This is a genomic window from Burkholderia sp. AU4i, from assembly GCF_000466765.1.
Classification (GTDB): Bacteria; Pseudomonadota; Gammaproteobacteria; order Burkholderiales; family Burkholderiaceae; genus Burkholderia; species Burkholderia cepacia.
On the sequence record NZ_ASSI01000030.1, the window covers coordinates 11,831 to 32,192 of the forward strand.

Annotated in this window: 15 protein-coding genes; 4 read left to right on the forward strand and 11 right to left on the reverse strand. The window is 67.9% G+C overall.

All coding sequences use genetic code 11. The annotated features are described in order from the left end of the window. Positions 1-6: 6 nt before the first annotated feature. The 6 genes from L810_RS04655 to L810_RS04680 all read right to left on the reverse strand — a co-directional run bounded on the left by L810_RS04655 (position 7) and on the right by L810_RS04680 (position 11,554). The gene (locus tag L810_RS04655) at positions 7-933 is read right to left on the reverse strand and encodes a hypothetical protein (protein ID WP_021157209.1); all 927 of its coding nucleotides are present in this window, start codon (positions 931-933) and stop codon (positions 7-9) included. Beyond that, positions 930-4,670 carry a type VI secretion system Vgr family protein gene (gene tssI, locus L810_RS04660; protein ID WP_021157210.1) on the reverse strand — a complete coding sequence of 1,247 codons (3,741 nt, stop codon included), beginning with the start codon at positions 4,668-4,670 and terminating at the stop codon, positions 930-932. The genes L810_RS04655 and tssI overlap by 4 nt, the downstream gene beginning before the upstream one ends. A 112-nt stretch (positions 4,671-4,782) precedes the next feature. Then, positions 4,783-7,185 (reverse strand): T6SS phospholipase effector Tle1-like catalytic domain-containing protein, encoded by a 2,403-nt coding sequence (locus L810_RS04665; protein ID WP_021157212.1) that lies wholly within the window; start codon positions 7,183-7,185, stop codon positions 4,783-4,785. Further along, positions 7,182-7,781: a DUF3304 domain-containing protein gene (locus L810_RS04670; protein WP_021157213.1), complete on the reverse strand. Its 600-nt coding sequence runs from the start codon at positions 7,779-7,781 to the stop codon at positions 7,182-7,184. The genes L810_RS04665 and L810_RS04670 overlap by 4 nt, the downstream gene beginning before the upstream one ends. A gap of 117 nt (positions 7,782-7,898) precedes the next feature. Further along, positions 7,899-8,756, reverse strand: coding sequence for a DUF4123 domain-containing protein (locus L810_RS04675; RefSeq protein ID WP_021157215.1), 858 nt, complete (start codon positions 8,754-8,756; stop codon positions 7,899-7,901). A gap of 2 nt (positions 8,757-8,758) precedes the next feature. Further along, a complete protein-coding gene (locus L810_RS04680) occupies positions 8,759-11,554 on the reverse strand; it encodes a type VI secretion system Vgr family protein (protein WP_021157216.1) in 2,796 nt (931 codons plus the stop codon). A 482-nt stretch (positions 11,555-12,036) separates the two neighbouring features. On the opposite strand from L810_RS04680, the gene L810_RS04685 reads away from it, so the two are divergent. Together L810_RS04685 and L810_RS04690 are read left to right on the forward strand one after the other, a co-directional pair. Next, positions 12,037-12,300 carry a PAAR domain-containing protein gene (locus L810_RS04685; RefSeq protein WP_021157217.1) on the forward strand — a complete coding sequence of 88 codons (264 nt, stop codon included), beginning with the start codon at positions 12,037-12,039 and terminating at the stop codon, positions 12,298-12,300. A 36-nt stretch (positions 12,301-12,336) separates the two neighbouring features. Then, positions 12,337-13,728 carry a hypothetical protein gene (locus L810_RS04690; RefSeq protein ID WP_021157218.1) on the forward strand — a complete coding sequence of 464 codons (1,392 nt, stop codon included), beginning with the start codon at positions 12,337-12,339 and terminating at the stop codon, positions 13,726-13,728. Positions 13,729-13,750: 22 nt separating this feature from the next. Here the strand turns inward: L810_RS04690 and L810_RS04695 are convergent, their stop codons facing one another. Further along, positions 13,751-14,086 carry a hypothetical protein gene (locus L810_RS04695; protein ID WP_021157219.1) on the reverse strand — a complete coding sequence of 112 codons (336 nt, stop codon included), beginning with the start codon at positions 14,084-14,086 and terminating at the stop codon, positions 13,751-13,753. Positions 14,087-14,373: 287 nt separating this feature from the next. After that, positions 14,374-15,120 (reverse strand): MipA/OmpV family protein, encoded by a 747-nt coding sequence (locus L810_RS04705; RefSeq protein WP_021157220.1) that lies wholly within the window; start codon positions 15,118-15,120, stop codon positions 14,374-14,376. 246 nt (positions 15,121-15,366) lie between these two features. Here L810_RS04705 and L810_RS04710 point away from each other — a divergent pair, with 246 nt between their 5' ends. Together L810_RS04710 and L810_RS04715 are read left to right on the forward strand one after the other, a co-directional pair. After that, a complete protein-coding gene (locus L810_RS04710) occupies positions 15,367-16,092 on the forward strand; it encodes a response regulator (protein WP_021157221.1) in 726 nt (241 codons plus the stop codon). Further along, complete coding sequence (locus L810_RS04715) at positions 16,093-17,469, forward strand: ATP-binding protein (RefSeq protein ID WP_021157222.1); 1,377 nt, start codon at positions 16,093-16,095, stop codon at positions 17,467-17,469. A gap of 54 nt (positions 17,470-17,523) precedes the next feature. Here the strand turns inward: L810_RS04715 and L810_RS04720 are convergent, their stop codons facing one another. From L810_RS04720 to L810_RS04730, 3 genes are read right to left on the reverse strand one after another with little or no spacing between them, the layout of a single operon-like run. Further along, positions 17,524-18,564, reverse strand: a complete 1,041-nt coding sequence (locus tag L810_RS04720; RefSeq protein ID WP_042973222.1) for a FecCD family ABC transporter permease — start codon at positions 18,562-18,564, stop codon at positions 17,524-17,526. After that, on the reverse strand, positions 18,561-19,577 hold the full coding sequence (locus L810_RS04725) for an ABC transporter substrate-binding protein (RefSeq protein ID WP_042973225.1): 1,017 nt from the start codon (positions 19,575-19,577) through the stop codon (positions 18,561-18,563). Before L810_RS04725 ends, L810_RS04720 begins: the two co-directional genes overlap by 4 nt. After that, positions 19,574-20,341 carry an ABC transporter ATP-binding protein gene (locus L810_RS04730; RefSeq protein ID WP_059627677.1) on the reverse strand — a complete coding sequence of 256 codons (768 nt, stop codon included), beginning with the start codon at positions 20,339-20,341 and terminating at the stop codon, positions 19,574-19,576. Before L810_RS04730 ends, L810_RS04725 begins: the two co-directional genes overlap by 4 nt. Between the last annotated feature and the right edge of the window lie 21 nt (positions 20,342-20,362).

Consider the following 20,362-nt stretch of genomic DNA (forward strand, 5'->3'; position numbering starts at 1 on the left):
TCAGGGTCACTTCCCCGTCAGGTTCACGTTTTCCAACCGATTCGTCGGCGTGAAGATCCGTCCGTCCATTTCCTGCGGACGCAGGATATCGACGTTCATCTTGCCGGCGAACACGTAGGTGCCGGGCTCGACACGGCGCATCGGCGAATTGGCGTCATAGGTCAGATCGGCGTAAGGCACGAGGAATTCCATCTTCTCGGGGTGGCCAGGCTTGACGACGATTTCGCGCCGATTACGACGCGATGTGTCGTTCAGATATTTGCTGACCAGCCTGACGTCGAAACCCACGAGTTTGTTGCCGCCGCTGATCTCCATGTATTGCACATCGGGCCTCGCCAGATCTGGCGACCAACGATCAGGACCGTCGATCGCCACATCCTGCTTGCCATCGTTTGCGAACGTCACGTCGACGACAAGATAGTCGGCGGTGGATCGCACCGAAAATTCCGGACGAAAATTGATCTCGTGCGTACCACGCGCCAGCAAATCGTGGGCAAGGTCATAAAGCACCGAAAGGTTCTCGTTGAATTGATCGTCGAACTGATAGTTGTACGTGCCCTCGTAATGGTGGCCGTCCTTGTTGAACGAATAGACGAGCACGGACCCCTTGTTGATTTCGCGGATCTGGGGGATTGTCCTGCTGCTCAACGTCGCCTTGACCATATCGACATGCTGGCGATAGGTTCCCGTGAGATCCGCCGTATATTTCCCGATTCCGACGTAACTCGATGGCGGCAGCGGGTCGATGTCCCGCCCACGCGAAAAGTACGACACCGTTCGACCATCGGCCGTGAAGACCATCGATGGCGAAGGATTGAGCTGTCCCTGTCCGCTACGAATCTCGAAATAATCCGGACGATCATGTGCAAGCGTCATTTCCGCCACCCCGAAAGAAATCGTTGACATCACCAGGAACAAGATCGAGCGCTTCATTTCAGCACCTCCCATTCAATCCCGGTTTTCTTGTTGAACCAGTTGCGGAAGCCGTACATGTAGTACTTCGCAATTTCCGGCTTCTCCGTGTACACCCCCCGGCCCATCAAGTTCGTGGGGGTCTCGCGCTGCCAGTTGTCGACAAGCTGGGCAATCTTCACGTCGACCAGGTGTTGCGAGTTGATGTATTTGCCATACACCGACCCGCCATCCAGGAAATACTCATCGGGCCAGCCGAACAGGTGGCCGGCCTCGTGCACGATCGTATGTTGCGTTTTCAGCGGCACGTACCGATTCTCCCGGCCGTTCCACTGGACGTTCACTTCCCCCCAGTTCCCCGAATCCGCCCGGGTCGCCATCGGAAACAGATTGACCTCCGCATGGCATCGCCCAATTTGAACCAGTTCGACTTCCAGTCTCAGCTTGACCTTGCACGTACATGCACTACCCAGCGGGCATTCTTTCGGCTGCATCGAATAGTTCCCTCTATTCAGCCCGTCCTCGATGCGCTTCTTGAAGCTCGACGATATGGGACCCAGACCACCCGGCCGGTCCACGATCTTAATCACCAGGTCTTTACGGTTTCCATCGCTATTGAACGGTACCGAGAACGGTTTGCCCGTCGATGGATCCATGTAGACGGCCCCGTTATTGATCCAGTACTGGTCCTTCAGGTTGACCTTGATATAGACGGTCGCCGTCACGGTCGCCGTCGCGGGCGCGTATCCGATGTCGTACGAATCCTCCGTGCCGGAAAAATTCAGCCAGATTCGCTTCTTGTCCTTGAGTACCGCCTTGCCGTCCTCTCCCGTCTGGAAATAGCTGACGCATCCGGCATCAACGGTATGAAGCTCGGTGGGAATCGCGGGGACGTGAAGATTGCAGGGCCCGCTTTGCGCAGCCGGGCCTTTCTTCGGCATGCCCTCCAGTTCGCTGGACACCGGCGGCGGAGTCGAATAACCGAGCGACGGGCCGGGCGCCGCATTTTGTCCCGACGAAGCGGGTACCGGTGCAGGCATGGATCGACTCGACTCATCTGCCAACGCCTGCGGGACAAGCGGCAAGCTACCTGCTCCCGGAGCCGGCATGTCGGCCATCAAAACCGTCGCGCCCGACGCTGCCCCGCTCCATGCCGCCCCGCCTGCCGCCCCCGCCGCACTGCCCCCCGCCGCCACCGCCCCTCTCCCCGCCGGGCTCGCCGCCAGCGCCTGTACGAGGAAGTCGCACGGATCGCCCTGCGGCAACACCGGCAGCGCCGGAAGCTTCACGCTCGCGGCGCGCGGCCCCGGGAACGGATGCCCGCCCGACTTCACCGCGAACTGCCCCGGCGTCTCGACGATGATGTCGCCGCCCTTCAGCGTGATCCGGTTCGGCCCCTGCTGCAGCACGATCGCATCCTGCGCGAGCACGTCGACGCGCTCGTCGGTCGACGTCACGCGCACGGTCTGGTCCGCGAGAATCTCCATCGTCGACGCGTGCGCCTCGACGCTCACCGGCCCTTCGCCCGCGATCGCCTTGAGCCCGCCCGCCACGCTGTACAGGCTTGCTGCATCGCCCGTCGCCGCGGCCACGGTCGCACCGGCGCCCACGTGTGCGTCGCCTTGCGACGTCACATGAACATGCTGCGCCGCATACGACACCGCGCTGTCTGGCGTCGTCACCACGATGTTCTCCGGCGACTCCATCAGCACCGCGGGTGTCGCGAATCGCTCGACGGGATCGCCTCCGTCGCGCTGCGTGCCGCTCGGCTTGGTCGCGCTCTGGCCGCCCACGCTCCCCGCATACTTGCCGTCCTGCGCGGGATCGATCGCCTTCAGGAAATCCGTCAGCGCCGCGTTCGCGCTCAGGCCGACTGCCAGCGCGCCGGTGGCCGCCCGGTCGAGTTCCTGCGCGGTTTTCTCGGCGTCCTTCAACTGCTCCACGCGTTCGGCGACGTCCATCTGCGTCGACGCACCGAACTGACGCGCGGTACTCGATACCAGCACGCCCGCGCCGGCCCGCACGACGCCCCAGCCCTGCGTCGCCAGTTCGAAACCCTCGCCGCGATAGGCGCCGCGCATCGTGCCCTGCTGGTCGATCAGATAACCCTGCGCGAGGCGCGTGCCGGCAGTCGAATTGTTCAGCTCGTGGCGCAATTGCCCGGCCGCATCGTCCATCACCCAGCGGCTGCCCGGTTGCCCGTCGAGTGTTTGCGTCTGCAAGCCCGTCAGCGATCCTGAATGATTCGCGTCGCTGCCTTCGCCGGCCGAGAACGGCGGTCGCACCCGGCCGCCGTATACCTGGCCGAGGACGACGGGCGCGTCGATGTTGCCGGACTCGAAGCCGACCACCACCTCCGCCCCCACGCGCGGCGCGAACGCATGGCCGAAATTCGGCCCGGCGGCCTGTTCGGCGACGCGGACCAGGATGCCCGACCGATGGTCGCCCGGCGCATGGCCGGCCGGATTGGAGCGGCTCGCCGTATCGGTCAGCCCGCCAGGCAGCGGCGCGACACCGCGCATCCACGGAAACTGGATGCGGACCTGGTGATCGCGCGTGCTGCTGACGCGGCCGCCCGGCTCGCCGACCACGATCGCGGTCTGCACGCCATGCACCGTCGGCCGGTCGCGATGCGGCGGCACGATCGGCGTGCCTTCCGGCACCGCGATGAAGCGGTTGCGATACAGGCCCTTCTCGAGCTCGCCGCGTCCGAACAGCTGCCCGATCTGCGCGCCGAGATTGTTGACGGCCTCATGCTCGATCGACAGCGGCACGAACCGCACGGGGCCGCTCAGATAATCGTTCAGCGTATGCACCCTGCCGACCTCGAGCGTGCGCGACGATCCGCCGCCACGGTAAACCCGTTTGGCGAGCTGCAGCGCGTCGAGACGCTGCTCGGCGTAACGCTGCGCGTCGCCGCTCGTGTCGAAGCGGCCGGCACGCTGGCCGTCGTAGACCTCCCGCACCGGCAGCAGCGGCGCGTCGGCGTCGGCCGGCTGCTGCGCCTGGCCGGCCAGCGCAACGAGCTCGCTGGCTTTCCAGCTCGTCGTCACCACGCGATCCGGCACGAGCTGACGCCGATCGGAGAATTGCGTCATCACGCCGTCCGGATCGCCGACGTCCTGCGCATTGAAAGCGATCGCGCTGCCGTCGGGCAGCCGTGCGTGGCGGTCGAACACGACGACCGTATGATCGCCCGACGGTGCGTTCCCCGTGTCCTGCCCGTGCTCGATGCGAAACGACAACCCGGCTTCCGACAGCTGCCGCAACACGAAATCGAGATCGGTTTCCCGGTACTGGCCGCGCAGGCGGAACGCACGCAGTGGCTCGACTCGCTCGTAGCGCCGATGCGCTTCCGGGTAATCGCCGAACACCTGCTCGCAGATGCCCTCGACGTCGAGATCGACGAAATACAGGCAATTGCGGCGCAGCTGCAGCAGCGCGAGCCACGATTCCATCGTGAGCCGGTAGCGCGTGAACTCGCCGTCGCTCTCCGCATACGCGGCATGCGTGACGTAGCCGTTCCAGCAGCGCTCGCCCACCGCCGTCGCAACGCGCAGCCGCACGGCGCTGCCGATCAGCGGCGCCAGATCGAGAAACGGCTCGCTCGACAGCACGTCGATCTCGAACCGGAACGATTCGCTGATCCCTTCACGACCGTGAAAGCGCTCGACCACGAATGCCCCCGGCATCGCGGTATCGATCTGGATATGGCGGGTCGCTTGCCCGTACCCCGTTAATGCGGCAACAAGATCCATGTCGTTTCTCGGCAATCGCGCGCGAATGCGTTTCGCGTCGGCTGGTTCGTATCGAATCGGTTCTGCGGTGCAACGGCGAGCGGCCGCCGCACGCGGGAGACAGTACGCCGCATCATTGCGGGAAGATCCCGTTCATGTTGACCTTGTACTGCAGCATCTTGCGCTGCGCCTCCATTTCTTCCTGCACGCTCGGTACGTGGGGCGCATCCCAGCGCACGCCGTTCACGTAGACGGTGCGCCAGCGCAGGTAACCCCAGACGAACGAAAACTCGCGCCCCGAATCCTGCAACGCGAGACCGCCCGTGACATTAGGATCGGTCAGCACGGCGCTGTCGGTCGGCGCATTCGCGTCCTTGGCCGCGCGTGCCTTCTGCGCGGCCTGCTGCGCGGCGTCGTAGCGCTTCAGGATATCGGCCTGCCGTGCGCTCAGCGGCGAACGCGGTTCGGGCTCCTGCACCGCGCTGACCCCGGGCCCGAGCCCGAGCGCACTCGCGCCCATCACCTGCATGATCTGCGACGGCCCCGGCTGGCCAAGCTGCCGACGCTTCCGCCACGCCGCGTGCTCGCGCTCGAATTCCGCCTGACGGGTTTTCAGCGCCTTGATCTGGTTGTAGTTCCAGACGTCGTCGTCGTCGCCGAGCGGCTTGAACCACGCGCGCGAGTCGTGCATGAAGTTGTCGTACAGCGCGCTGATCGGTGCCTCCGGCGGCCCCATGTTCCAGTCGCCCCGCACCTCGAGCCACTGTTGCCACTTCTCGTCGAGCTGCAACTGGAAAAAATCCTCGGCGCGCTTCGCACTCGCGCGTACCACCGGACCGACGAGCGGAAGCGCGGACTGCAGGCCCTGGACGATCGGCAGCACGGCCGGGGAAATGACGGCTGCCGCCTTCGGATTCTGCGTGAGCTTCTTGCTGACCGCGTTGCCCGCGTAGCGTCCCACGGTCGGGCCGCCCTGCTTCTCGCACTCGAGCAGGTCGTGCCATTCGAGCCGCAGTTCCTCGTTCGCGCTGTCGAGGTCGACGGCATCCTGAGGATACGCGGCCTTGGCGGCCAGGAACGATGGTTGCGTACGCAAGTTGTCGAGGCGCATCTTGCGCCAGCGCAGGTACAGCCCGTAGTGCGCGCGCATCAGCCCCGGCGTGCCGTGCTCCCTGGCGTAGTAGTAGTCCGCGCTCGTTCTCACGTAGGCGGAAAACGCGCGCTTGAGCGCGGGCGAGATCGCGAACGCCGCAGCCGCTTCGGCGGCGACACCGGGCCCGTTGATGTCGAGCGGAACACCGGCCTTGCGCGCTTCGCGATACATGTCGAGCAGCGGTATCTGCGACAGCTTGTCCGCATCGCTCGTGCCACGCCCTTGCTCGCCCGGTCCATAACCGCCGCCGACGTCCGAATGGACGCCCGGATAGACGATCTCCTCGCGCCCGTCGATCGACGCATCGATCAGGTCGAGCGGGAACGATCCGCGCGGCTCGTGTGCTGCGACCATGTGGACGCAGCGGCGGACGGAATACGGCACCCTCATCAGTTCCTTGCGTCCCCAGCCGCCGTGCCCGTCGAACAACGTCGCGGCCGTGCTTTGCGCGATGCCGACCGACGCGACCGTATCGAACAGGCCGAGAAAGTCGTACGACACCGGCACGCCGCACAGGCTGAAATCGGCGTCGAGTGCATCGTTCAGCCAATTCGAGAACGTGCGCGCTTCAGCCGCGCCGCGCGAAAAGCCGAACACATACAGGCGGATGCGCTGCAGTTTCGGCTTGCCCTTGACCAGCAGATCGCCGACGCGCTCCTTCAACTGCGCGCAACGGGCCCGCAACGCGGCGCGCCGCTTGTCGTCCCATGCGCGCATGGTCGCGGTCCAGTTCGCCGTATCGACTTCGCCCTTGAGCTGTGCCCAGATCGTGTCGCGATCCCAGGTGAGTTCGATCCCGTTCTGCTCGGCCGCCATCAGCTTGAGCGCGCCGGCGCTCGAACTGCCTCGCGCGTTGATGTCGCCGAGACTGCCCGGCTTCGGCGGCGTGCCGCCGAGATCGATGCCCTTGAAATTCAGGTCGACGCTGACGGCCTTCGCGAGCGCCTTGTCGCTCTTGCCGAGCGCCGCGGACAGCGAATTGCCGAACGCGTGCGCATGCACGACGTTGTGGATCTGCAGCAGCGCCCAGTTGATGCGCCCCTCGCCGGCCCACCCCGTCGCGGCGCCCGCCGCGGCCTGTAGCCCGACACCCTGGTCGCCGACCTCGTCGACGAAGGGCGTGCCGACGCCCGCCACGTAGATGGCGCTGTGATACTTGTCGCGGGGAAACACGTCGAACAGGCGTGCGACGTTGCTGTGCTTGCCGCCGGCGCGATCGCGATCGGCGTTGTTGCGCGTGCCGTCAAAGAAGATGCCGACGTGCAGCGTCTTGCAGCAACTCATCCCGTCGTCGTCGTGCAGGCGGCGCATGATCGCGTCCTGCTCCTCCGGGGTGACGACCGCAACGTCGGGCCGGTCAGCGCTCGCGAAGCGGAAACTCATCGCGTGATCCTCTTGTCGGGATTCGGGCACTGCGGATCGCCATTGCGCAACGTGAAGTGTCCCGGACACGCTTCGGCGGGCGCCTGAAGATTTTCGGGAAAACCGCGGTAGCCGGGCATCCACTGCGACGCATAGACCTTGATTCGATCGTGCGGAAAGAACAGGACCCACAGGAAGCCGTCCGAGAACGCGTCGTAGCGCTCGACCGGCACGACGCGGCTCGCGAGCGCCTTCGGATCCTTCCTGTACAGGTTGTCGTCCCGCCACTGCAGGTTGACGGTCAACCCCGGATGCCATTGCTTCGGTAACGCGACGCAGCAGATGATCGCGCCGCCGCCGCTGCCGACGCGAGCCGGAACCGCCCCGCCCCAGGTGCCGTCGACGTAGAACGCGCCGATCGGAACGTCGGTGTAGTTGAGGGCATTCAGCTTCAAGCCCATCGTGTCGGGCTCGGCCGGCGCGCTCGCCCGCCCCGCCACACCCGACGCCGCAAACGACACATCGGTGGCACGCGAGCATCCTGCCGTCCCCAGCAGGATGGCCATGAACATCAGCAGCCGAGCGGCAAACGTCGTGGAACCGGCATTCAGACTCATTTCTTGATCCTCTTGTCCGACGCCGTCCGGCGCGGATCGCTATCAACAGTGTGCTCCGTCGCATGCCGCGCAGACACGTCCGTGTCGCCGTTCGCATGCGCGCGAACCCGCATTGTTCTACGCGGACGACGCGGCAGGCGCCCGCTCCGTCGCCAGGTACCCGGCCGCCACGAGCGCATCGAGCGCGACCCGCGACGCTGCCGCAGGCGGCCCGTCGTGCCGCGCCCACGCCGCGCTCACGCACGCATGGGCTTGCGACGGCGTTGCGAGCAGCCGGCCGAAACTCTCCGGACGCTGGCGGACATGAAAAAGCAGCGTGTCGATCTTCGCGGCTTGCCGCAGTCGTTCGACCTGGTCCCCGTCGAGCACGTAGGGCTCACCGCTGCGCCCGGCACCCGCTTCGCCGGCCACCGCTTCGCGTGCGGTGTCGACATCGAGCGCCACGAGCGCCCCGGTGCGATCGAACACATGCCACGCGTCGATGCCGTCCGTGAAGCGGCGACGCTGCGCGGGCGTGAGCGCCTCGAGCCAGGCCGGCAGGCAACGCGTATCGGCGAAACGCACCAGGAACGCTTCGCCGTCGGCCGCCGCGCTTGCCTCCATCTGCCCGCGCAGATGCGCGGCAAGCGCGCCCGTATCGCGCGCACCGCGCAACAGGCTCACCATCGGACGTCCGGACGTCTCGCGCAGCACGGTCCCGAGCATCGCCGCGCGCGCTGCCGCGTCGACAGGCAACGGCGCGAGGCACGGCGAGATCGCCGCCAGGTCGTCGCCGTCGTACACGCCTTCGTACAGCACGACGACGGCATCGTTGCGGTCGACCGCGGGCATCCGGTCACGCAGCGCCGGTGCGAAACCCATGTCGAGCAGCAGATGCCAGCGGCCGCCGGCCGGCGCGTGCTCGAACAGCGCGTTCAGCCGATCCGGCGTGTCGTCGGGATAGCGGTCGATCCAGTCGGTCGGTTCGATCTTCATGCTCAGATTGCCTTGCCCGCCAGCGCGCTGCCCGACTGCATCGCGTGCAGCAGGCATTCGACGCACACCTTCTCGGGAAACTGCGGCAACGGCGTACTCATTTGATCAGGGCCCACGAAAGCATGCTGCGCGGCATACACGACGAATTTGCCCGGGCAGCCGAACGTGACGTCGCCGCCTTCGATCGTCACATGCGCGCCACCGCTCACCGCGAGATGCACCGTCTTCTTCGCGGCGATCTCGACATCCGCGCTCGCGGACGCGACCTTCAGGCCGTCGCGCGCACGCAGGCCCAGCACGTCGCGCTGCGCCTGCAGCGTCAGCCCGTCCCTGCCGGAGATCAGGCTCATGCCGACGCCGTCCGCATGGCTCGCGCCGCCCAGCCAGCCGATGCCCTGCCCGCTGTGAATGCGCAGCTGCTGCGCGGCGGCGAGATTGAAGTCGGCACCGCTGCCGAGCGACAGCGTTTCGCCGGCCGCCCATTGCAGCGCCTGCCCGGCGATCAACCCCTGTCCGCCCCGTGCCTCGATCCCGAGCACCGCGTCGCCCGTATGCGGCAATGCGTTGCCCGTCGATCGCTGCGCGGCATCGGCCGATGCCTGTGCGTAGCCGTTCACGCCGACCGTCGTTGCGAAGCTCTGCGCGAGCGCGTCGAGCGGCGCGGCCTTGCCGTTCAGCGACGACTGGCCCGCCTGCTCCACGCCGCGCTGCGCGGCGAACGGCAGCGTCCCGTGCGTATCGGCAGTCTTGTCGAACCGGCCGACCAGCGCGGCGTGCCGCGCGAGCAGCGCCCGCAGCGCGGAGGCGTCGCCCGCCGGCTGTGCGGCGCCGGAGGGCGCATAACTCGACACCAGCAAGCCGCGCGTCGCACGCATCGCACCGTACGCGTCCGAGCGCAATTCGACGCCCTGGCCGCGAAAACTGCCGAGATAGTTATCGGACTGATGACGCAGATGGCCGAGGTTCAGTTGTGTCGCCGCATGCGTGGTCGCCATCTGCAGGCGCCCCATGCCGTCGGAATCGTCCGCGACCAGTTGGTTGTGGCCTTGCCCGTCGAACCCCTGGCTCTTGAAGCCCGACAGCGCGCCGGCGTGATTGTGGCGATCCGCGCCGCCGCCGGCGCCGTGCCACGCGGGGCTCAGCCCGTTCGCGAGATTGCCCTGCGCGCTCGGCGCATGGTCGCCCGCCTGCGCGTAGATCGATGCGTCGAGCGGTTTCCCGGTCGCGCCGCCCGGCGAAGGCGACTCACCGCCTTCACCGCGGCCGTTGAACAGGCCGCCGAGCACGATCGGCCGGTGAATCAGCCCGTGGTGAAACTGCACGAGAACTTCATGGCCGATGCGCGGCACCTGCTGAAGCCCGTGCCCGTCGCTCGCGAGCCGTTGAATCGCGCGCGTCGGATAGGTGCCCGTATCGTCTTCCGCCTGCCAGTGGAACCGGATGCGCAAGCGCCCCTGCGCGTCGGCATGCACCGGCCCTGTCGAACCGGGCTGCGCGCTGCCGGTCGGACCGACGACGATCGCCGTCTGCGCGCCCAGCGCCGTCGCAACCGGATTGAGCCGCTGCCCGGTCCCGTCCGCCAGCGTGGGCCGCCAGACTTGCGTACGCGGCACCGCATCGAACCGGTTCGCGTAACCGCCGGCCTGCGCTTGCCGGAGCACGCGCGGATCGACCTTCGCCGCCGGCAGCGGCCCGAGTTGCCGCTCGATGGTTTCCATGACGGTCGGCGGGAGATTGTTGATCCCGACGTGCTCGACGTGCGTCAGCAGAAAATCCTCGGGCGCCGCGGCACCGCGCACGGCTTGCCAGCCGGCATCGACGAGCTTCAGCGCACGCCCGGCGCGCGCCGTGCGCAGCGTGCCGTAGCCGGTCCAGAAACATGCGCGCGACACGATCGCGTCGGCCTGGCGCCGGGCCGTGTCTTCCGCGTCGCGCAGGGTATCGAACGCTTCCGGCCCGACGTCGTCGTAGAGCTCGCGCGGGCCGTTCGGCCGGCCGAGAGCCGTGCTCGCGGTGGTCGCGCGGTTCGCGCGGTAGTCGCTGCTGATCAGCGTGACACGATCGGCCGTCAGCGACAGCGACTGCCCGATCCCGAGGATCACGTCGTCGGCGTCGGTCGCTGTCCCGCTCGAGCGGCGCGGCACCCCGCCGCGTCGCGCCGACGTCTCGTCCTCGGCCAGTTGCGCGCTGTCGTCGAAGACCAGCATCGCATGCCCGGCGGGCGCGTCCTCGTCCTCGACGAAGCAGAACCCGAGGCCGGCCTCGGCCAGCAGATGCTGCACGAATTCATAGTGCGTATGAGTGCGGTACTGCACGCGATACGCAACCGGCGCCAGCGCGTCGAGACGCCGGCCCGCATCCGGCGTGAGGCGCCACCGCGCGATCCCGGCGTACGGCGCGAACACCGTGTCGAGCACGTCGGCGAGCGTCTGATTCACGAAGGTTCGTTCGTCACGCGCATGCGTGAGCGCCGCGAGCCACGGCACGATCTGGAGATGGTAGCGAGCGAGGCCGGCGTCGTAGCCGATGCACTCGGCCTCGGCGACGAGTCCGCTTCGCAGCGTCGTCGTACCGTTCGCGAGCGTAGTGCGGATCGCGACACGCTGCCCGAGCATCGCGTCGAGATCCAGCGCGGGATCCGTCGACAGCGCATCGACGTTCCATTGAAAGAGATCGGAGAGCGATTCACGACCGGTCCAGCGCTCGATTTGAAATGCAGCAAGCGCGCCGGATCCGTCCAGCGAATACAGGCGATTGAATGCGCCGAATAGAGACGCAAATTCCTTGATGACGCTCATGCGATTCCCGCTCTCTCAGGATTTCGACGTTTTTAAGTGCATAGGCTGCGACGAACACGGGACGATGCACGATTGCCGGCACCGCAATCGCCACGCCGAACCGGCAGGAAACACACGGAATTCCCCTGCAGCACTGCCCGCTACGGGCACCTGCCCCGCCATCAGGCGAAGCGCAGCCAACTGGCCGGCTGAATGGATGCACCCTTTTTTTGAAGCTTGCTATTTTAAATTACACAGTCAGACTCCGCTACAGGAAAACACCTGACAAAAAAACGCGAAACCTTGACGCGCGGGCTTCACACGCGATAATGGCTGCTTTCAGTTCGACAGCTACCTGACTATCCAGCCGAATCAGGCAATTATTTCCGAAAGGTAATAAATACCTGATTCAGTCGAAATGGATTCGAAAAGCGTCGCCGATGACATCCGGGATCGGGAAATCCGGATGCATCGACGACGATCCAGCAAGGAGGCCTATCCGGATGACCCAACCCTTCATCGTCCTTGGTGACAAGCACAGCCATGGCGGCACCGTGACCAGTGCATCGACGCTGTCGTCGGTCGACGGTCGCGGCATCGCTCGCCGCAACGACACGGTGACGTGTCCGGTACACGGCCCGAATCACATCGTCGACGGCGACGACACGATGATCGTGCAAGGCGAAGGCGTCGCACGCGACGGCTACAAGACGGCCTGCGGCGCCGTGCTGGTCGCAAGCAGAACGGCAGGCAGTGACGGCAACTGACACACGCGTCGGCAAGCCACGGGGGAATGGAAGGAAATGATCACGGGGTTGCGCAAAACGGCATTCGTCGCCGCGCTATTCGTTGCGGTGTGGGTCGCCGTGTTCGTCTGGTGGAAGACGACCCGACATGCACCGACCACCGGAGACCTCCTGCTGTGCGGGCTCGTGCTGCCGGCGGCGCTCGCCGTTTGCGTGGCATGGTTGCGCCGGGGGCTCGGCCAGCGCCCGGCACCCGCGGCGGCCGCACCGGCGACGTCGTCCGCGTCGAAGGACGCGACGGCCACGCAGGATGCCGAGTCGCACACGTGGTCGGCCCTTCTGCTCGACAGCAGCGTCCGGCTGCCGACGGGTGCGACGACCGCGGAAATCGATGCGGCGGCCCGGGAAGAGCACCCCGTCGCGCTTCATCCCGAACTGCAACGCCCGGACGGAACCGGTGTATTCGCCAGCACGGTCGATTCGGTGTCGCCCGACCGGTTCGATGCGAGCCTCCTCGCGCCGGGCGCGCAGGAAACACTTCAGGACGAGCACTGGCGCGGGCTGCTGCTGGCCGCCGATGCACTCGACGAATTGCGCGAGCGGCATGCCGTGCTGTCCGGCGCGAACGCGTCGCCGCTCAGGCTCCACCTGCTGATGCCGGACCGCTGGCAACCGGTCGCCGCCACGCTCGCCGCATGGCTCGATGCGCACACGGCACGCGAAGCCGTCGCGCCGGGCATCGTTCGCGCGCAACTGCGCACGGTCGCCGATCCCGTACAAGCGTGGGCGGTCATCGACGAACTGATCCAGGCGCTGCACCTGCAACCGTCCGCCGATCTGCACGTCGTGCTCGCATTCGACTCCACCGCAAGCCAGGATGCCGTCGACGCGCTGGATCGCGCGGGCCGGCTCTACGGCCGGGATCGGCCGGACGGCGTAACGCCCGGCGAAGGCGCCTGCGCGCTGCTGCTCGCTCATCCCGACGCCCCGCATGCGACGCCCGTGCCGTCGCTCCATCGCCTCGCTTCCGCGCGCCGCGCGGGTTCCGCCGATCACGGCAAGGCTGATTCGACGACGCTCGGGCAACTGCTCACTGCGGCGAGTACACGCTTGTCGATGCTGCACCCCGACCTGACGGCACCCGGATTCGTCACCGACGCCGATCAGCGCGGCAGTCGTCGCACCGAAGTCGTGACGGTCGGCGAACAGACCTGGGGCGCCGAGGCCGCCGAACGCAGCCGCCACCTCGGGCTCGCCAACGGCGCAAGCGGCGCGGCGCTCGCGCTGGCGGCGCTTGCGGTCGCCGCCGATCGCGCGACGGAGGAGCGGCAAGCGGTATTCGCGGCATCGGTCAGCGATCCGCTCGCACGCGGCGTGATGCTCGTCACCCCCGCGACGACGGCCGACACTGCCGCTCCCGCGCGGCAATCCGGGACGGCCACCGCATAACCGGACACAGCGGCCGAGTCCCTCACCCGCGCCGCACCCAGATCACCTTGCCGTCGCGAATGCCGAGGTCGCGTCGCTCCTGGCGATAGTCCATCGTGCCCGGCAGCGATTTGCCGTCACGCTCGAGCACGCGCCACAGGCAGCCGTCGAGCAGCGCGGCCGCATCGGCCTCGGTTTTTCCGACCAGCGCGTCGTCCGGCGCGGCGTCCGCCTTGCACGCGCTCGCGGCGCCCGACGGCGCGGGGTTCATCACCGCGCCGCCGGCGGTGGCGTTGGGGTGCTTCGTGTCCATGTCCGCACATCCTGCAAAGGTTGCGCTCGCAACGAGTGCAACGAGTATCGCGATCGTGTTCTTCATCGGTTTCTCCCTGTCGCGCCCCGGTGTGACGTGTACGGCCTTCGTGCACGGCCCGGCGCCGCATGAATGATCGGTGCCGCGCGCCGCCGACCGTTCCCCGACGAAGGCCGGCCGGCGAATGCCGGCGGTGACGCGATACGGTCCGGCCGTATCGGCGAACCGGGTCGCAAGTCCGGCACGGCGCCGGACCCGCCTGCATGTTACCGCACGCGATTCGCCGCGACGGCTGCAACACCGGCGCCGGCACCGACGCCCGCGCGTGCGGCATGCGCGCGCCGGCAACTCACTCAGAACTTGTAGGTCACGCCCGCGATGCCGTAATAGTTGCTGCGTGACTGGACGATCGGACTGTCACCGTAGCGACCGAGCAAGCGCGTCACGCCACCCGTCGCGAGCACCGACCAGTGCCGCGACAGCGTCCAGTTCCACGCGATCGCCATCGACGCGCTGTCGATCCCGCCGCTCGTCGAATACGGCCGGAACCGGCTCGTCATCGACTGTGCGTCGGTCACGCCGTAGAACGTCTGCGTGTAGCGCCCCGAGCCCGCGTGCACGGTTCCCGTCACGATGACCTCGTGCTGCGAGGTCTTGAACACGGGCACCGCGAGATCCATGTGCCCCGACACGCCGCGCGACGTGTGCGTCACCGGTGTGTCGATCGTGACGCTCAGCTCCGCCGCGTTGAAGAGCGTCACGCCCGCGCGCACGCCCACGAGCACCGAGCCCGGAATCCGGCCCATGCCCTTCAGGTAGTCGGAGCCCGGCAGGTCGAAGCGGTTCTCGTCCGCACGGCCCGCGTCGTAACTCACGGCCGCCGACAGGAACACGCCGTGCGGCAGGTCGAGCCGGTAGCCGGCACCCTCGGTGCTGTCGATGAAGAAGCCGTTACCGAACTTCGCGGAGAGCCCCGGCGCAACGACACCGCGATACTGGTTGCTGCCCGGATAGCGCGGTGCGAAACCACCGCCGAGCGACAGCGAATACTGGTTTTCCGCGTGGGCGGCGGCGGCGAGGGTCAGGCCGGCGAGCGGCATGCAATAGCGGTAGCGGCGAAGTATTGGGCGCACAATATTGAGATAGAAGTGACGGAGCCCGCAGTCTAGGTGCCGCCCCGCGCCGAGACTGTCCTGAATCTTCGGAAAATCTGTGCTCAATTGTGTTCGATTGTTCGAGATTGTCGCCCCGCTCCCCCGGCCTTCGGCGCGCCGGATAGAATTCGCGTGCCGCGCCACGCACCGGCTTGCCGGGGCGTGAGTTGACGCGTGCGTCAAGAGGAGACCATGAACGAAGATCCACTCAAATACCGCGTACTGCTGATCGAAGACGACGACCGCCTGGCGCAGCTCGTCCGCGAATACCTCGACGGCTATGAATTCGCGGTGACGGTCGTGCGGCGCGGCGACCTCGCCGTCGCGGCGGTGCGCGAGCACCAGCCGGCCCTCGTGATACTCGACCTGATGCTGCCGAACCTCGACGGCATGGAAGTCTGCCGGCGCATCCGCGCGTTCACCAACGTCCCCGTGCTGATCCTGACCGCGCGCCTGGACGTCTACGACCAGGTCGCGGGCCTCGAGACGGGTGCCGACGACTACGTGACGAAGCCGATCGAGCCGCGCGTGCTGGTCGCGCGCGCCCGCGCGCTGCTGCGCCGTGCGCAGCCGGCAGCCGCCGACACGCCCGTGGCCGCCCCCGAAGCGCTCGTGTTCGGCGAGCTGGCGATCTCGCCGCCGAACCGCACCGTGACCTGGCGCGGCGAGCCGGTCGACCTCAAGACTGCCGAATTCAACCTGCTGCTGATCCTCGCGCGCGCGGCCGGCACCGTGCTGAGCCGCGACGACATCCTGAAGCAGCTGCGCGGGATCGAGTTCGACGGGCTCGACCGCTCGGTCGATTCCGGCATCTCGAAGCTGCGCCGCCGCTTCGAGGATGCGTCGTCGGAGCCGCACAAGATCAAGACGATCTGGGGCCGCGGCTACCTGTTCAGCCCTTCCGCGTGGGACGAATAAATGCTGCGTCCGTTGATCAGGCTGTACCTCGTCGTGATCCTGTTCGTCGCCGCGTCGATCATCTTCGTCCAGCTGTCGTTCGACCGGATCTTCTACGATCGCACCGCGCAGGCGGAGCGGGAGTCGTTGACGACCTACGCGTTCGTGCTCAACGATTACCTCGAACGCCACCCGGGCGAGCAGCGCAAGTTCGCGCTGCGCGAGCTCGCGAAACACGGCAACGAAAGGTTCGACTTCATGCCGATGGCCACCGCCCGCGCGCAATTGAGCGGCGAGCCGCTGCGCGATCTCGACGCCGGCCGAATCTCGATCAGCTACGACCGCAAGGATTACTACATGCCGCTCGCGGATGGTTCGGTACTGCATGCGCGGCCGATCGAAGCATTCAGCCTCGACATCAAGATCTATGCATACATGCTGCTCGCGCTCAGCGCACTGCTCGCGGTGGTGCTGTGGGTTCACTATCACTGGCGCGACCTGCGCAAGCTGCAGGACGCCGCACGCGCATTCGGCTCCGGCACGCTGTCGACGCGCGTGAAGCTGTCGGGCAAGTCGAACATCGACGAACTGTCGCAACAGTTCAACGACATGGCCGAGCGCATCGAGGCGTCGATCAAGCAGCAGCGCGAAATGATGCACGGCATCTCGCACGAACTGAAGACGCCGCTCGCGCGGCTCGAGTTCGGCCTCGCGCTGCTCGCCGAGCCGGATGAAACGGGCCGGATGCGCGAACGCCGCGACGCGCTGCGCCGCGACGTGCGCGAACTCGACGAGCTCGTCACCGAGCTGCTGACGATCGGCCGGCTCGAACAGGGCGCAAGCCAGCTCGCGCCGATGGAAGTCGTCGTCGACGCGTTGATCGACAGCGTCGCCGGCAACGTCTCGAACGATGTCGCCGATCGCGGCATCTCGCTCGACGTATCGACGCTCGGTGCCCCCGCGACCCACGTGTGCGACCCGAAGCTGGTTGCCCGCGCGTTGCTGAACCTGATCCGCAACGGCGCACGCTATGCCTCGCGCACCGTGCTGCTCGCCGCTGCACGCGACGCATCCGGCGCGCTCGTGCTGAGCGTCGACGACGACGGCCCCGGCATTCCGGCCGCCGAACGCGCCCGCGTGTTCGAACCGTTCCAGCGGCTCGACTCCAGCCGCGACCGACAGACCGGCGGCTTCGGGCTCGGGCTCGCGATCGTGAGACGCGTTGCGCTGGTGCACGGCGGCGACGTGCGGCTCGAGGATTCACCGCTCGGCGGCGCACGCTTCGTGATCACACTGCCCGTGCGGACGCTGCCGGACAACCTGTTCGACGTGCCGGATACCGTCGCGCAGGGCGACGCATCCGGCCGCGGCACGGGCATGGCCGTCCCGCGGCAATGACGCGCGCCGCAGGCGCCCTCGCCTGAGCGCCCGCCGCCGGGGCACACGCGTCGCTCAGCGGCGGCGCAACAGCGCGACGAAGAACAGGCTGCCGAACATCGCGGTCACGATCCCGATCGGCAGATCCTCCGGCGCCGCGAGCGTGCGGGCCGCCACATCGGCCCACACGAGCAGGATCGCGCCGGTCAGCGCGGCAACCGGCAGCAGCCTGCCGTGCTCGGCACCGACGACGCGGCGGCACAGATGCGGCGTCACGAGCCCGACGAAGCCGATCGCCCCGCTCACCGCCACCATCGCACCGGTCGCGAACGACGCGACGACGAACACCTCGCGCCGCATCCGCGCGCTCGGCACCCCGAGCGCGGCCGCGGCCACGTCGCCCGACATCAGCGCATTCAGTTCGCGCCGGCGCGCGTACAGCGCGCCGCCGGCAAGCGTCGCGCACACGGCCGGCACCGGCAGCAGATCCCAGCGCGCGAGCCCGACGCCGCCGAGCATCCAGAACAGCACCGACGACGCGGCGCGCTGATCGCCGAGATACAGCAGCAGGTTGCCGAACGCGGCCATCATGAACGACACCGATACGCCCGCGAGCAGCAGCCGGTCCGATTCGAGCCGGCCGCGCCGGTAAGCGAGCGCGATGACGCAGGCGGTCGCCGCGAGCGCGCCGGCGAACGCGGCAGCCGACAGCGTGAACGGGCCGAGTGCCGCGCCGGCCAGCACGGTGACCGCGACGGCGCCGAGCATCGCGCCCGCGCTCACGCCGAGCAGGTGCGGATCGGCCAGGCGGTTCGCGGTCGCCGCCTGCAACGCGACGCCCACCGCTGCCAGCGTCGCGCCGACGATCGCGGCGAGCAGCGCGCGCGGCATCCGGATCAGCCAGACGATGCTGTCGTCGCCCGCCCCCGCCGCGAACGCGCCGGCCTCGCCGAACGCCGGCACGATGTGCGCGGCGACGATCCGCACTGCGGCCCGCATCGCGATCGGCGCCGGGCCGAACGCGGCCGATACGACGATCGACACGACCAGCAGCAGCGCCAGCGCCGGCAGCACCGTGCGCATGCCGGGCCGCGACGCACGCACGTGCCCGCTCATCGCGCCGGCCCCGCGAACGCGGCCGGATACAGCGCGCGCGCCAGCGTCTCGACGGCCGCGACGTTCTCGGGGCCCGGTGTCGCCGCATCGTAGGGAATCACGATGAAGCGCCGGTCGCGAATGGCGGCCACGCGCGCGAGCGACGGCTGGCTCAGCAGGAACTGCTGCTTCTGCGCGGCCGTCACGGCCGAATAATCGACGATCACGATCACCTGCGGATCGCGCGCCACCACGCTTTCCCAGCTCACCTGCGTCCAGCTGCGCGGCAGGTCGGCCATCACGTTGCGCGCCCCGGCCGCCGTCAGCAGCGCGGTCGGCATCGCGAGCGCGCCGGCCGTCATCGGCTTGTCGGTGCCGCTGTCGTAGACGAACACGCGCAGCGGCGCCGGACGCCCGATCGCGCGCGACACCGCCGCGAGACGCGCGCGCATCGCGGCCACGACCTGCGCGGCGCGCGCGTCGACACCGAAGATCCGGCCGAGATTGTTCAGGTCGCGGAACACGTCGGCGAACGACGCGGCCGTCTGCTTCATCACGTGCGAGCACGATTCGGTCAGCTCGTACGTCCGGATGCCGAACGGCGCGAGGGTCGCCGGCGTCACCGCACCGCCGACATGCATCCCGTAGTTCCAGCCCGCGAGATAGAAGTCGGCACGCGCGGCCGCCAGCACCTCGAGCGACGGATACTGGCTCGCGAGTTCGGGCACGCCGCGCAGCGCGTCGCGCACGCGCGCCGTGCCCGTCTTCCAGCCGCCGATGCCGGTGTAGCCGACGAGCCGGTCCTTCAGGCCGAGCACGAGCATCATCTCGGTCAGGTTCACGTCGTTGCTCACCGCGCGCGTCGGCGCGCGGTCGAACGTCACGTCGCGATCGCAACTGCGCACGGTGACGGGATAGGCACCCGCATGCGCGGCCGCGCAGCCGAGCAGGGTCGCGGCAACCAGCCGGCGGAATGCGGACGACGACGCAGACTGCAACGCGGAGGGCAGGACGGGAAACGGCATGGCGGTCATTCCGGATGAAGCGGCGTGATGCGCGGCCGGCCCGTGACCGGATGGCGATCGACGAGCGCGACGACGCCGAACACGTCGCGCAGCAGCGCGTCGGTCAGCACGTCGGCCGGCGCGCCCGATGCGACGACCCTGCCGTGCGCGAGCACGTGGAGCCGGTCGCAATACGCGGCCGCGAGATTGAGATCGTGAATCGTGGCGAGCGTCGCGATGCCGAGGCGCCGCACACGTGCGAGCAGTTCGAGCTGATGGCGCAGGTCGAGATGGTTGGTCGGTTCGTCGAGCAGCAGTAGTTCGGGCTGCTGCGCGAGCGCACGAGCCAGCAGCGCGCGCTGCTTCTCGCCGCCCGACAGCGACGCGAAGCGTTGCGCGCGGCGCTCGACGAGGCCGACGTCGTGCAGTGCGGATTCGACGATCCGGCGATCGTCCGCCGTCTCCGCGTCGAACGGCCGCTTGTGCGGCGTGCGCCCCATGCCGACCAGTTCGTCGACCGTCAGCCCGAAATCGTCGGGCGTCTCCTGCTGCAGCACCGCGATGCGCTGCGCGACCGCGCGCGGCCGCATGCGCCACACGTCCTGCGCGTCGAGCGCGACACGGCCCGCATCGGGCCGTGCGTAACGGAACACACAGCGCAGCAGGCTCGTCTTGCCGCTGCCGTTCGGGCCGACCAGCCCGACGAACTCGCCGTCGGCCACGCTCAGCGTCACCGAATCGAGCACGGCGATCGCGCCGCCGGGAGACCAGCTCACGCGTTCGATGTCGAGCATGTGCGCCACGGGAGGCTCGCC